At 61.5% G+C, this 13,057-nt stretch carries 13 protein-coding genes; 8 read left to right on the top strand and 5 right to left on the bottom strand.

Annotation, left to right across the window (positions count from 1 at the left end; translation table 11 throughout):
• Positions 1–6: 6 nt before the first annotated feature.
• A complete protein-coding gene (locus ABH939_RS20560; RefSeq protein ID WP_065456358.1) occupies positions 7–1,215 on the bottom strand; it encodes an MFS transporter in 1,209 nt (402 codons plus the stop codon).
• A 99-nt stretch (positions 1,216–1,314) separates the two neighbouring features.
• Here ABH939_RS20560 and ABH939_RS20555 point away from each other — a divergent pair, with 99 nt between their 5' ends.
• A complete protein-coding gene (locus tag ABH939_RS20555) occupies positions 1,315–2,349 on the top strand; it encodes an Lrp/AsnC family transcriptional regulator (protein WP_047272740.1) in 1,035 nt (344 codons plus the stop codon).
• A 3-nt stretch (positions 2,350–2,352) separates the two neighbouring features.
• On the opposite strand, the gene ABH939_RS20550 is transcribed toward ABH939_RS20555, so the two are convergent.
• Entirely contained in the window at positions 2,353–3,066 is a 714-nt protein-coding gene (locus ABH939_RS20550) for a TMEM165/GDT1 family protein (RefSeq protein ID WP_058227350.1), read from the bottom strand.
• A 294-nt stretch (positions 3,067–3,360) separates the two neighbouring features.
• The gene (locus ABH939_RS20545; RefSeq protein WP_003944138.1) at positions 3,361–3,888 is read right to left on the bottom strand and encodes a hypothetical protein; all 528 of its coding nucleotides are present in this window, start codon (positions 3,886–3,888) and stop codon (positions 3,361–3,363) included.
• Positions 3,889–4,053: 165 nt separating this feature from the next.
• Between ABH939_RS20545 and ABH939_RS20540 the strand changes: the two genes are divergently transcribed.
• The 4 genes from ABH939_RS20540 (at position 4,054) to ABH939_RS20525 (ending at position 8,678) form a co-directional block, all read left to right on the top strand.
• Positions 4,054–5,403 carry a DUF1254 domain-containing protein gene (locus ABH939_RS20540; RefSeq protein ID WP_404650042.1) on the top strand — a complete coding sequence of 450 codons (1,350 nt, stop codon included), beginning with the start codon at positions 4,054–4,056 and terminating at the stop codon, positions 5,401–5,403.
• A 156-nt stretch (positions 5,404–5,559) separates the two neighbouring features.
• The gene (locus tag ABH939_RS20535) at positions 5,560–6,132 is read left to right on the top strand and encodes an HdeD family acid-resistance protein (RefSeq protein ID WP_003944155.1); all 573 of its coding nucleotides are present in this window, start codon (positions 5,560–5,562) and stop codon (positions 6,130–6,132) included.
• A 4-nt stretch (positions 6,133–6,136) separates the two neighbouring features.
• Positions 6,137–7,285, top strand: coding sequence for an AI-2E family transporter (locus tag ABH939_RS20530; RefSeq protein WP_042920602.1), 1,149 nt, complete (start codon positions 6,137–6,139; stop codon positions 7,283–7,285).
• A gap of 43 nt (positions 7,286–7,328) precedes the next feature.
• Entirely contained in the window at positions 7,329–8,678 is a 1,350-nt protein-coding gene (locus ABH939_RS20525) for a hypothetical protein (RefSeq protein ID WP_404650040.1), read from the top strand.
• Here the strand turns inward: ABH939_RS20525 and ABH939_RS20520 are convergent.
• Positions 8,675–9,298 carry a superoxide dismutase gene (locus ABH939_RS20520; RefSeq protein WP_003944189.1) on the bottom strand — a complete coding sequence of 208 codons (624 nt, stop codon included), beginning with the start codon at positions 9,296–9,298 and terminating at the stop codon, positions 8,675–8,677. The two genes, ABH939_RS20525 and ABH939_RS20520, sit on opposite strands and share 4 nt — an antisense overlap.
• 260 nt (positions 9,299–9,558) lie before the next feature.
• On the opposite strand from ABH939_RS20520, the gene ABH939_RS20515 reads away from it, so the two are divergent.
• The 3 genes from ABH939_RS20515 (at position 9,559) to ABH939_RS20505 (ending at position 12,097) form a co-directional block, all read left to right on the top strand.
• The gene (locus ABH939_RS20515) at positions 9,559–10,737 is read left to right on the top strand and encodes an acyltransferase (RefSeq protein ID WP_047272742.1); all 1,179 of its coding nucleotides are present in this window, start codon (positions 9,559–9,561) and stop codon (positions 10,735–10,737) included.
• A complete protein-coding gene (msrA, locus tag ABH939_RS20510) occupies positions 10,676–11,389 on the top strand; it encodes a peptide-methionine (S)-S-oxide reductase MsrA (RefSeq protein WP_020905733.1) in 714 nt (237 codons plus the stop codon). Before ABH939_RS20515 ends, msrA begins: the two co-directional genes overlap by 62 nt.
• 111 nt (positions 11,390–11,500) lie before the next feature.
• Positions 11,501–12,097, top strand: coding sequence for a hypothetical protein (locus ABH939_RS20505; protein ID WP_223304488.1), 597 nt, complete (start codon positions 11,501–11,503; stop codon positions 12,095–12,097).
• Positions 12,098–12,112: 15 nt separating this feature from the next.
• Here the strand turns inward: ABH939_RS20505 and ABH939_RS20500 are convergent, their stop codons facing one another.
• Positions 12,113–13,042, bottom strand: coding sequence for an LLM class F420-dependent oxidoreductase (locus ABH939_RS20500; protein WP_058038067.1), 930 nt, complete (start codon positions 13,040–13,042; stop codon positions 12,113–12,115).
• Positions 13,043–13,057: the final 15 nt, after the last annotated feature.

Below are 13,057 nucleotides of genomic sequence, written 5' to 3'. Positions count from 1 at the left end.
CTTCTTTCAGTTGGCGGTTTTCAGTTGCACCAGGTTCAGCATCTTTTCCCGGGTTTGTGGTGCTGCCATGACCGCGACGATCGCCACGACAGGCCCGAGCGCGAGAGATACGAACGCCGCTGACCAGGAGAGGTGGTCCACGATGAATCCGAATACCAACGGCGCGACTATTCCGGCGACCATGCCGCCGAAAATGATCATCGACGAGGCTGCTCCGACCACCGACGAAGGCAGGCTACGAAGCGGAAGTGCAAAACACGGCATGAAAGCGAAAGAGGCAGCGGCAGATCCGAGGGTGACGAGAACGACGAACAAGGCCGTGTTGGAGACGAAAGGAATCGAAACGAGCATCACGATGCACGCGAGCATGGACGGCACCACGACGACACGACTGTTGCCAGCCAGCCGATCGGAGATTCGCCCGCCGATGACGGTGGTCACGGCGGCCACCACGGTAGCCGGAATCAGAAGGAGACTTGCGCTCGAGAGGGCGATTCCACGTTCGTCATGGAGGTACGACGGAACCCACGACGACATCCCCCAGATCACGAAGTCGTATCCGAAGAACATCAAGGCGAAGAGCCACATCGCGCGGGAGCGAAGTACGGTGCGCATGTTGTCCCAGGAGGAATCCGGACCGTGGTCGTTCTCCGCCGGAAGTGCCGGCGGGAGCCACAACTTGATGCTGACGAGCGAGAGTACGCCGAGCGCCGCGACGGCCAGAAACATTCCACGCCAGCCGATCAACGGGAGAAGTGCTGCCGCAACAACGATGGCAAGAAGCGTACCGACGGCGTTGGAACTGTTCATCCATCCTGTGGCAGTGGCACGTTGCTCCGGGATGCTCCGCTCGGCAACGAGCTTTACTGCAGCTGCCGGAAACACTCCCTGCGCGAGACCGAAGAGAAAGCGAACAACCAGAAGCGTCCCGAATGACCAGGCAAGGGCAGTGAGGCCGGTGAAGGCACTCCACGCCACCAACCCGATCAGAGCCATCCGGACTGCGCCGTATCGATCGGCGAGCAGTCCACCAGGCAGTTGGGCCAGCGTGTATGCAATGAAGAACGTGGAGATGATCAATCCACGCTGGGAGTAGTCGAGATCGAACTCCTCACCTAGCAAGGGGAGAGCGAGGTTGATCGCCAGCCGATCTATGTAGTCGATCGCGTACGCGACGAACAGCAACGCGACCGTGACTTTGGTGGAGCGAAGCACTGGGCCTCCAAGTGGTGAACCTGTGAAGTGATTCACACATCTTTGGCAAACAGGCAGGGATCACCGACCAGAATGCAGTAATCCGGCAATACTGGGCCGATGAAGCCGGAATCCGACGCATTTGTCATCGCGGAATCTGATCTGGAGATCATCAATGCACTTCAGCTCAACCCCCGCGCGTCGTGGACGCAGTTGTCGTCAGTGCTCGACATGGATTCGACGACGATCGCCCGCCGGTGGCGTCGCCTCGTTTCGAACGGTCATTCGTGGGTCAACGCGGTCGCAATCGGTCGAACCCACATATTCGGCTATCTCCTGATCAGGACCACACAGGATTCCGTTGCCGACGTGGGGGAGCTGTTACGTCAACTCTCCTGTGCCTATCTGTTGGCCAGGACGGAAGGCGAGTACGAATATTTCGTCGGAGTCGTGGCCGCCGACCACAAGAGTTTGGACGCTTTGGTGTGTGAGCACCTTGCCGCCGATCCTGGAATTCTGTCGATCAGAAGCCGGGTCGGGGTGAAGGTGTACCGGGACGGGTTCAGCTGGGAGCCGGGCGCTCTGGGGCAAGCGGGTCGGGCTCAGCTGGCAACGGCATCGACAAAGGGCGCTGCGGTGCCGGCAGATCCGACAGAGTTCCGCGAGTCCGACGGTGCCCTGTTGGAGGCGCTCGGCCGTGACGGACGTGCCAGCTATGCGCGTCTCGCCGCGATTTGTGGAACGAACGAGACTGCGATTCGACGGCGCTTGGCCCAACTGACTGCGTCGCAACAGTTGATTTTCCGCTGCGATGTCTCGCAACAGGCTGTCGGTTCACCGTTCGAAGTGATCTTCGATGTCGCTGTGGACGGTTCCACCGACGAACTCGGCAATCTTGTGTCGAGTTGGCCGGAGATCAGATTGTTGGTGGCGACTACCGGAACAGCGAACATGTTGATCAGCGTGTGGCTGAGCAGCCTCGCGCAGAGTCTTGTCGTCGAGGATCGACTCCGCCGAATCGGTAGTGTGCGGATCCTCGATCGACGTGTCTCGCTGTACCCGATGAAGCGGTTCGGGCAGCTACTCGGACCGAGCGGAGTGGCGGAAGGTCATGTCCCGGTCGCAATTTGGGGTGCCGGCGACGTTATTCGTTGAGCGTCAGTCGATCGGCGTCCGATTGTCGTCGACGAGGTGTGTAGCGGAGTCGGTCGCACGGGAGCGCTTCCAGATCATCCGTGCCAGCGCACCCAGTACGGACACTGCCAGGACAACGCCACCGCCGATGATGCCGGCCGACGAGTCCGGGAAGATGCCCTCGAGCAGCAGCCAGACACCGAAGACGAAGAACAGCACCGCGGCGCCGATCTTGATGAATCCGTCCGGAAGGTGCTTGCCCAGCACCGAGCCGACGATGATGGCGAGAGCGTCGGCCGCCACCATGCCTACCGTCGACCCGATCCAGACGCCGATCCAGTCGTTGTCAGTCGCAAGGGTGATGGTGGCGAGCATGGTCTTGTCGCCGAGTTCTGCCAGGAAGAAGGCCGAGGCGACGGCGATGAAGGCGGATCGCGTGACGCGACCGGCCTTGTTCTGCTCGTCGTCGGTGAGATCGTCACCGCGCAAGGTCCAGAGGCCGAAGATCAGGAAAGCGATACCGCCGACGATGGAAATCGCCGCGGTGGGGAGGGCGACGCCCAGGTAGTGGCCAACGGCGACCGAGACGAGGTGAACAAGGGTGGTGGCGACGGTGATTCCGCCGAGGACGACCCACCAGCGATAGCGCAAGGCAAACGTCATTGCCATCAGTTGGGACTTGTCACCGAGTTCTGCGACAAAAATGACGCCGAAACTCAAAAGTATTGCGGCAAGCAAGATTTACTCCTCCGGTCGGTGTAGGTCGGAGGAAAAATGCGAGCCTCCGGCCTGGGCAGGCGCAGTGGGTGCGCTTGTCCGGCCGAAGGTCTCGCCCACCGAGGCCACAGGACCTTCGGTTCGCCAGGCCGGGTGCTTCGCGATCCGCACCAGGCGGAGCGCGTCGAACCAGTATGTCGACACGGGCGATTGGGGGCTACTCCCCTTCGTTGCTGCCCACGTTAGCGCGCCTGAAACGAATTGGCAAAGCGCACAGCAAGTTTGGGAGTCCGAACTTATCGCTTACCGGGGCCGTCACGAGGCGAGGAGCATGGCCAAAACAGCGGTGTCGGGATCGCTGATCGGATCGATGCCGACACGACTGATCATGGAGACGACTGTGCCGTCCGGCTCAGCCTCGACCCACGCCGCACGATGCTCCAAACCCAGATAGGGAAGGCCTGGCAGCAGTACGCACCCCGACGCGCTGCCCTCGCATTCCGGCAGGCTGGGCGTGGTTTCCGACGGTGGGTGCAGCATGATCAGCGCCGGTGGCTGATGGTCGGAGAAACGGCCGGGTGTCAAGGCGAAATCGCCGAGTACCGGACCTTCGGCGACCACCAGACCGACGGTGCCCGGCTGCGGATCTTCGGGAACGTCTTCACGGACCCCGAAGACCGTCGTGGTCGGCAACAAACCTGGCATCGAGGCCACGCGGACAGCCAATGCGAGAAGCTGCGCCCACTCCTGGGTGGTGTCCGGCCAACGACCGGAAATGACGAACCCCTGCAAAGACCCAGCGGCTTGGAACGGAGAAATGCCTATTGCTTCGTTTCTGTTCATTTCTGTTCCTCCCTCGGTGCTGGGGCAAATCTCGGGCAGACGCGCATGCGTCGGTCCGGCACACCTCGTTGGGTAATCGAAATATGCACCCATTCGGTACTGGCACACAAGACAGGGAGAGTGCCAGCCAGGTTTGCGCTGGTGAGGGCGGTGGTATGCGCAGGCATGACTCTGTCGAAGAACCGTTCTCGGCTCGAAGACCTGGCAACGCAGGCGTGGATCTTCGGATATCCCCTGTTGATTGCTGCGGTATCGCGGGATGTCATGACGGCGGTGCCTTCGCCGGTGGCGATGAAAGCCCCGCTCAACCAGTTCGCCTACGCGCGTACGACGCCGGATGCGACCTTCACCGATGTCGTCTCACCCAACGCGGACACTCTCTATTCGTCGGGGTGGCTGGACGTCTCGACGGAACCGCAGGTGCTCTCGCTGCCGGACTTCGGCACGCGGTACTGGCTGGTCCCAATCCTCGACGCGTGGAGCGACGTGTTCACGGTTCCGGGATCTCGGACAGTCGGGCGGACCGGGGGACCGTACCTGGTGGCCGGGCCGAATTGGAAAGGCAACGTGCCCAAGGGTTTGACGCTGCTGCGGTCTCCGACGGCGATGAACTGGATAGTCTCCCGCTACGCGACGTCGGGGGGGACGGACCTGGCAGAAGTGCACAGCCTGCAGGACCGGACGCGACTTACTCCTCTGTCGGAGTGGACGGGTGACCCGCAGGACTACACGCCCGGTGAAATGCCGGTGAACCCTGCCGTCGACACGCGGACGCCGCCGGTGGACCAGGTGGCCGCCATGGACGGCGAGGCATTCTTCACCAGACTCGACGCACTTCTCGACGACAATCCTCCGCGTCCGGAGGACACCGAGATGATGAAACAACTGTCCGACATAGGAATCGGCTCCTCCTTGCCCTGGAGGTCGCGTCCGCAGGAGGTACGTGATGCCCTCGATCGAGCTGCGCGAACCGGTATGGACGTGCTGAGCGAGATCGCCGAAGAGGCCGAGGGCAGTCCGAAGAACGGCTGGACGATGCACCGCGGCTTGGGACACTACGGAACCCATTACGCTCAGCGGGCTCTGATCGTCTGGCTCGGTTTCGGGGCCAATCTCGACGCTGATGCCGTGTACCCGCATGCCACGACGGACGTCGACGGGAAGCCGCTGACCGGGGCGAAGAAGTACGTCCTGCACTTCGAGAAGGACGAGCTGCCACCGGTCGAGGGCTTCTGGTCGCTCACGATGATGAACGAGCGGCAGTTCTTTGTGGACAACCCGATCGACCGATACGCGATTGGCGATCGCAGCGATCTGGTGTTTGCCGACGACGGTTCCCTCGACATCTATCTTCAGCACGAATCCCCTGGTGGTGAGAAGGAGCGGAACTGGCTGCCGGCTCCGTCCGGCGACTTCAACGTCTTTCTGCGCCTGTACTGGCCGAAGGCTGCAGTGCTGTCGGGATCGTGGACTGCGCCCGGTATTCGAGAAGCAAGTATTCGAGAAGCAGGCTGAAAGTCCCCTCGCTTCGTACCCGAAGAGCACAACTCGGTATCAGCCGCGCGTTTCGATGGGCGGAAAGGTCACAAGAGTCATACGATCTGTCGGTACTGCCCTGTTTGAAGAGCTGTTGAATCGGTCAGAGACACCCGCTTGTTTCGGAGGCTACTGATGGTCACGCAGAATCCGTTCGTGCAGTACGGCAAAGAGATCTGGTGGATGATCCTGATCCGCGGAATCTTCGGCGTGATCTTCGGAATCATCGCGCTCGTGTGGCCGGGAATTACCGTGGTGGCCTTGGTTTTCCTGTTCGGTATCTACTCCATCGCCGACGGATTGATCACGATAGTTCGCGCCATCCGGGACCGCGAGCATCTGAGCTCGTGGGGTTGGTGGGTGTTCACGGGCGTCGTCTCGGTCGGAGCCGGCATCGTCGCGCTGGTCTGGCCGGGCATCACTGCGCTGGTGCTGCTGTACATAATTGCCTTCTACGCCATCATGTTCGGAATCTTCGGAATTGTCGGCGCCTTCAAGATGAAGGCGCTGCCCGGATCCAGTTGGGGATGGTTGCTCGCCGCATCGGTGCTTGCTGTCATCTTCGGCATCATTCTTCTCATCGCGCCCGGCGAAGGCATCATCAGCCTCATCTGGTTGTTGGGTTGGTACGCAATCCTGTTCGGCCTCTTCATGATCGTGGGAGCATTCCAGATCAGGAGCCGGGCAAAGGAAGCCGGTGTTCTCTAAGCCGGTGTTCTCTAAGAAGGGAAAGCCGGCCGTCGAGGCTCCCACTCCGATCCCCACGCTGTCCGGTAGTGAGAACTGGTCGATCCCGCGCGGTTTGATCGTCCTGCTCGGTATTGCCGCCACCGTGGTCGCCGTCGGCGGAATGAAGGTGTTCGGCGGCATCCTCGGACCGGTATTCCTGGCCCTGGTGCTGACGATTGCCGTTCAGCCCATTCAGGATTGGTCACAGCGCCGAGGGTGGCCCAAGTGGGTCGGGATGTTGGGCTCACTGGTCACCGTGTACTTGATCCTGCTCGGGTTGGCGGCGTCGTTGATCGTGTCGACGGCTCAGTTGGCGACGATCCTGCCGCAGTACTCCGAGGAGATGACCAACCTCCTCAACGAGGGCCGCGACAAGTTGGCCGACTTCGGCGTGAGCACCGAACAGATCCAAAGCACGCTCAGCAGTGTCGATCTCACGAAGGTTGTGGGCGTACTCGAAAGCGGGCTGGAGGGCCTGCTCGGCATCCTGTCGGATCTGGTGTTCATTCTCGCGTTGTTGCTGTTCATGGCCTTCGACGGCATGAGCATCCGCTCGCGGTTGCATGTGCTGTCCGAGCAACGTCCCGAAATCTCCTACGCGCTCTCCACCTTTGCCGCCGGAACTCGCAAATACCTGGTGGTCTCGACGGTCTTCGGCCTCATCGTGGCGGTACTCGACGGTGGCGCGCTGTGGCTCATGGGCATTCAGCTGCCCGTCCTGTGGGCGTTGCTGTCCTTCATCACCAACTACATCCCCAACATCGGGTTCGTCATCGGCGTGATTCCACCGGCGCTCCTGGGACTGTTGCAGGGCGGGCCGTGGCTGATGCTGTGGGTGATCGTCGTCTACTCCGTCATCAACTTCGTGATCCAGTCCATCATCCAACCCAAGTTCGTCGGCGACGCCGTCGGACTGTCGGTGACGATGACGTTCCTCTCACTTGTCTTCTGGTCGTGGGTTCTCGGGGCGCTCGGAGCGCTGCTGGCGATCCCGCTCTCGTTGTTGGTGAAGGCCGTCCTGCTCGACATCGACCCAGCCACGCGCTGGGCCGACATCCTGATCAGTGGGCCTCGGGACATGCCGAAGGAGGAACCCGAGGAGTCTGAGAAGCCGGCCACGCCCGCAGACTAGGGCTCTCAGTGTTTCTACAAGTTGTTGCTTTATCGTCTCGCCCATGAGCGCCGAGAACACCACAGAAAACTCCCATCGCCGGCCGTCACGACTCGGTCGACGGCTGGCAGTCGGTGGTGTGGCCGCGATCGTCGCGGCTGCGGTGGCGGGGATCGGGTTCGTGATCTTCGCGGGCGGTGCCGACACCTCGAACACCGTCGCGATCGTGAACGCCGACGCGGGAACCACGCTCGACGGCAAGGAACTTCGGGCCGGCGACACGCTGGTGGACACGTTGGGCAAGAACGAAGACTTCGACTTCCAGGTGGTCGACAACCCCGGCGGGAACTACTTCGCGACGTTGACCGTGCCGGAGGACTTCAGCGAAACCGTCGCGTCGATGTTCGGCATGGATCCACGGCAGGCGAGCGTCGACCTCGAGGTGAAGGGCTCGGATTCGGAGAAGGCGGCCGAGTTGACTCGGGCCGTGTCGGCGCAGGTCGGCGCGGACGGCATCAAGGGCCTGCTGGCTCAGACGTCGGCCGCCAGACGCTCGATCGATCAAAACCTCACCACCGCACAGATTCTGGTCGCCGGAACCAACGAGGCCGGAAAGTCCATCGATCAGGTGAAAGCAGGCGCAGGCACTCTGCTGCCGTACCTCGAGACCGCACGGTCCGGGGCGTTGGAGCTGATGAGCGTCGCGGATCAGGTGTCCGGTGTTGTCGATCAGGCGTCGGGGTCGGCGGAAGAGCTGGCCACGCGCGCGGACTCACTGGGCCTGACGCTTGGGGAGGCGTCGTCCTCGACCGCGGAACTGAAGACACGAATCGACACGCTGCAGACTGCGCTGAACGGCCTTCCTATCCCGCCTGACGTGACAGCGCAACTGGCCGGTGTCAGTTCGGATCTCGGTGCGCTGAATGCGCAATTGGGCACCGTTCCGGCGCTGTTGGGTGGCTCGGTCGGGCCCGATACGGAGCTCGGTGATCTAGTCCGCACCGCTGTCGGGCAGCTGCAAGGCGCGAGCGATCAACTGAGCAGTGCTGCCGGACAATTGAACGACGGCCTCATTCCCATCGCTGATCAGGCGCCGCAGATGCTCGGTGACGTGACCGATCAGATCACCCAGGGATTCACGACGCTGCAAGGAATCGCCAAGTCACTGGTCACGGGCCTCGACGGCGCAAAATCCGGTATTCCCGCGATGACCACCCCGCAGCAGGTTCAGCTGACCTCGGTGCTGTCGGATCCGGTGGCCGTGAATCAGACCACCGCGAGCAGCGGTGACTCCGGAACTCGCACACTGGCATTGGTCTTCGGAGCCACGACGGTCCTGCTCGGTGGTGCTCTGCTGACACGAACGGCGGCGCCCCTGGTGAGGCGCCGCCGTTCGAAAGAAGAGCGTGACTAGACGATCAGACCTGCGGTCTGGGTACGTGCACGGTCGAAGCGAGCCGAAACGTCGTTCCAGTTGACGATGTTCCAGAATGCCTTGACGTAGTCGCCCTTGACGTTCTGGTAGTCGAGGTAGAAAGCGTGCTCCCACATGTCGAGGAGCAGCAGCGGCGTGAGGCCGATGGAGATGTTGCCCTGCTGATCGTAGAGCTGGACGATGATCAGACGCTGTCCGATCGAGTCCCACGCGAGGATGGACCAGCCGGAGCCCTGGATGGCGTTGGCGTTCGCGGAGAAGTGAGCGCGGAAGAGATCGAACGAACCGAAGTTGTCGTCGATCGCTGCGGCGAGTTCACCTTCGGGCTTGTCGCCACCGTCAGCGCTGAGGTTGTTCCAGAAAACGGTGTGGTTGGTGTGGCCACCGAGGTGGAACGCCAGGTTCTTCTCGAGCAGGTTGGCCTGCGCTGCGATGGTGTCGTTCTCACGAGCCTCGGCCAGCTTCTCGAGTGCAGCGTTGGCACCGGCGACGTAAGCCGCGTGGTGCTTGTCGTGATGCAGCTCCATGATCTTGCCCGAGATGTGCGGCTCGAGGGCTGCGTAGTCGTAGGGGAGTTCCGGCAGCGTGTAAACAGACACGAGGGTCCCTTCTTTGCGGGCTGGTGAGCCCTGGTGCTTTAGAGTGCGTCGATCACCGGTCACGGCGTGACGTCACTCGCGTATGTGCAAATCATTCTTCGGGTTTCCACCCAATAACATTCGTACACCGTCCGCAACAGTCCGGCTCAGGTAGTAATCACCAAAGAATAAAGTTTGGGAAACCGAACTTGCCCCGATCTAAGGGTAAGCTAATATGCGCAAATTCGTCGTAAAGGTGAACGGAACCTTAAACTTGCGCGATGCCCGCACCAGTTTTCCTCCCGGAATCACCAGAGGCGGCCGCGCCTCGGGTGAATCTTCCGGGCGCTGACCTGCTGCGAGCCCTGGCGGTTGCCGCCGTGATCTACTCCCACATCTCTTTCTACGTCATCGACGATCTCGGCTCGGGTTGGTGGGTGATCGACGTCGTCTACGGCGTTTTGATCGAGCCTGCCGAACTCAACCAGCACCTCTCTTTTGTCGGCGTCGCAGTATTCATGATGCTTACCGGTGCTCTGGTGACGCGATCCGCGATTCGCGACGGCCCCGGAAAGTTCTTGACCAACCGATTCAGTCGACTGCTGCCCGCATTCTGGGTGGCGACCGCGATTGCCATTCTTCTGGTCCGCCTCGGAATCAACGGAATGTTCAGCGGTCAGGAAGGTATTTCCGATACCGAAGCGTTGATGAGCTTTTTTCTCGGCGGATTCTTTCTCAAGCCCGAGGTGGCAGTTCTGGGAGTGACCTGGACACTCACCGTCCAATTCCTCTTTTATCTCGCATGCGTAGCGGCTCGCCCGATACTGCGGCTGCGACCGATCGTCATGCCGCTCGCCGGTGGTGCGCTGTGCTCGCTGGTGCTGCTCTACAACGTCTACGCGCCGCTGCCGTACACCGTGCCGATGCTGTCCAAGATCGCCGCGACGCTGCCGGCCGTCTTCCTCGGCCAGATCATGTACCTCGCGTGGGCGAAGCTCGCTCCCGGCCGCTGGCTGATCGCGGCCGTCCTCGTCCAGATGCACGTCATCATCGTGGCGACCCAGTTCCGCGTCTACTGGGCCGGTGAGCACTATCTGTGGACCATTTCGGTAGTCGCCGCAGCGGTAGTTCTCATCGGCCGCTACGACGGCGTCCCGACGCGCTGGCCGGTCGTGAAGTGGCTCTCGACGCGTAGTTACGTCATCTATCTCGTGCACACCCTGATCCTGTACCGCGTCGTCGAGAACACTGTTTTGTACGTCGGACCGACGCTGGCGTTTGCGCTCTTCCTTCTGGCCACGGCCGCGGTAGCAGAAATCGGCTACCGGTGGGTGGAGCTGCCCGGCGCCCGCGCGATCACGGCGTGGCGAAACAGTCGCTCGCGCGTAGCATCGAAGCATGAGCTGGTACGACGACATTCTGGGACGAGCGTCCGCAAAATCCACGCTGATCGCGCCTGAGGACGCACTCCCGGGCCGAGAGCAGAAAATGCCGGTTCCGACCGCGCACTACGTCAACGGGCATCCGTTGACGCCGCCGTTTCCGGCCGAACTGCAGACCGTCGTCGTAGGGATGGGTTGTTTCTGGGGCGCCGAGAAGGAGTTCTGGCAGCTTCCCGGCGTGTACACGACCGCTGCGGGTTATGCGGGCGGCTTCACGCCCAACCCGACGTACGAAGAGACGTGCTCCGGACGTACGGGTCACACCGAAGTCGTGCTGGTGGTCTTCGATCCCGCAGTGATCTCCTACGAGCAGATCCTGGCGCACTTCTGGGAGAACCACGATCCGACGCAGGGGATGCGTCAGGGTAACGACCAGGGCTCGCAGTACCGTTCGGCGATCTTCACGACGTCCGCGGAGCAGGAAGAAATCGCTCATGCGTCGGCCGTCGCTTTCGGTGAACGGCTTGCCGAAGCCGGATATGGAGCGATCACCACCGAAATCGGCCCGCTGCGCGACTTCTTCTACGCGGAGGATTACCACCAGCAGTATCTGGCGAAGAATCCCGGCGGTTACTGCCCGGTGCATGCCACGGGCGTCAGTTGCCCGGTCGGATTGCTCCGTCAGGATCAGGTTCCGGCGCAGACGGACATCCTTCCGCCGAGCGAATAACTGGACAGGTGTTGGAGGACACATGTGATTCAGCTCGTTAACACTTGCAACTAGATCGAAACAAAGGGAATCTCGATGTAAGAGTGTGTCGTCGAGAGAACTGAGCTCACAATGTCAGGTAGTACGCGAGGAACTGCGTCGCTGCTCCGACGCACCATTCATGTAGGCCACGATCCGATGGTTCGCCGCAGTGATCGGATCGAAGGGTTCATGTCCTTCGGTCTGATCATTTTCGCGATTCTTCTGCTGCCTCTCGCGGTATGGGCAGGGGCTGCGACTGCTTCGAGTCAGAACGCACTGATCGCCAAACAATCCGCCGAATTACACAGCATTTCGGCGACGACGACAGCAGATTCGACGCAGACCACCGCCTCGACAGCCGATTACATTGCGCCGACCACCGAAATGGCCAGCGCGCAGTGGAACTGGAACGGCCAGGTTCATACGGGTGATGTCACTGTCGACTCGGCGACGCCCGCCGGCACCGAGGTCCCCATCTACGTCAATGATCAGGGCGACAAGACCGTAGCTCCGATCACTCAGAGCGCTGCCGACGTCGCAGCCGTGGTGACCGGGGTTTTCACCTGGTTCAGCGTGATGTCGCTGCTGGTCATCGCTTTCATGCTGGTGCGCGTCTTTCTCGACCGTTCCCGCTCGGCCCAGTGGGACCGAGACCTACGCGCGTTCCTCGACGCGAACGCGCTGTAGATCCCGGCCCATTCTTTACTGCAGTTGGGGCATGACCTCGCTTGCGACGAGTTCGAGATGATCCAGATCGGCGAGATCGAGAGTCTGCAGATACACGCGCTGTGAACCGGCCTCGGCGAAAGTGCCGATCTTGTCGACCAGCTCCGAAGGTGTTCCGGCCAGACCGTTCTCACGTAGCTCGTCGACGTCGCGTCCGATAGCCTCGGCGCGCTTCTTGATCTCCGCCTCGTCGCGGCCGCAGCACAGGACGAGAGCGTTGGAGTACACCAATTCGTTCGGATCGCGCTCGTGCTCGACGCAAGCCTGACGAACCCGCGCAAAGATGTCCTTCGTTTCCTCGAGGGACTTGAACGGGATGTTGAACTCGTTTGCGAACCGAGCGGCGAGCGCTGGAGTCTTCTTCTTGCCCGTGCCACCGATCAGGATCGGCGGACCGTCGACCTGGTGCGGTTTGGGAAGCGCGGGAGAGTTCTTGATCTGCACGTGCTTACCGTCGTAGTCGAACGTGTCGCCGACCGTAGTACGCCACAGACCGGTCACGACGTCGAGAGTTTCCTCGAGCAGTTCGAAGCGATCCTTGAGCGCCGGGAACGGGATGCCGTACGCCTGGTGCTCTTCCTCGTACCAGCCGGCACCGATGCCGAGGTCTACGCGGCCACCACTCATCTGATCGACCTGTGCGACCGAGATGGCCAGCGGTCCGGCGTGACGGAACGTAGCCGACGTCACCAGAGTGCCGAGGCGGATGGTGGATGTTTCGCGGGCGATTCCGGCGAGCGTGATCCACGCGTCGGTGGGCCCGGGAAGGCCGTCGGAATTCATGGCGAGATAGTGGTCCGAGCGGAAAAATGCGCCGTAGCCAAGTTTTTCGGCGGTCTGGGCAACAGTCAGTAGTTGTTCGTAGGTAGCGCCCTGCTGGGGTTCGGTGAATATACGCAGCTCCATGACTTCCACTCTGCC

This window comes from Rhodococcus sp. 27YEA6 (genome assembly GCF_044908235.1).
GTDB lineage: Bacteria > Actinomycetota > Actinomycetes > Mycobacteriales > Mycobacteriaceae > Rhodococcus_F > Rhodococcus_F qingshengii.
This window is presented reverse-complemented; position numbering and strand designations above follow the sequence as displayed.

Excerpts from the sequence above, each read along its gene's own strand:
- ABH939_RS20545 (WP_003944138.1), bottom strand. The coding sequence starts at position 3,888 with ATGAACAGAAACGAAGCAATAGGCATTTCTCCGTTCCAAGCCGCTGGG.
- msrA (WP_020905733.1), top strand. The coding sequence starts at position 10,676 with ATGAGCTGGTACGACGACATTCTGGGACGAGCGTCCGCAAAATCCACG.
- ABH939_RS20500 (WP_058038067.1), bottom strand. The coding sequence starts at position 13,042 with ATGGAGCTGCGTATATTCACCGAACCCCAGCAGGGCGCTACCTACGAA.
- ABH939_RS20555 (WP_047272740.1), top strand. The coding sequence starts at position 1,315 with ATGAAGCCGGAATCCGACGCATTTGTCATCGCGGAATCTGATCTGGAG.
- ABH939_RS20505 (WP_223304488.1), top strand. The coding sequence starts at position 11,501 with ATGTCAGGTAGTACGCGAGGAACTGCGTCGCTGCTCCGACGCACCATT.
- ABH939_RS20525 (WP_404650040.1), top strand. The coding sequence starts at position 7,329 with ATGAGCGCCGAGAACACCACAGAAAACTCCCATCGCCGGCCGTCACGA.
- ABH939_RS20535 (WP_003944155.1), top strand. The coding sequence starts at position 5,560 with ATGGTCACGCAGAATCCGTTCGTGCAGTACGGCAAAGAGATCTGGTGG.
- ABH939_RS20515 (WP_047272742.1), top strand. The coding sequence starts at position 9,559 with ATGCCCGCACCAGTTTTCCTCCCGGAATCACCAGAGGCGGCCGCGCCT.
- ABH939_RS20540 (WP_404650042.1), top strand. The coding sequence starts at position 4,054 with ATGACTCTGTCGAAGAACCGTTCTCGGCTCGAAGACCTGGCAACGCAG.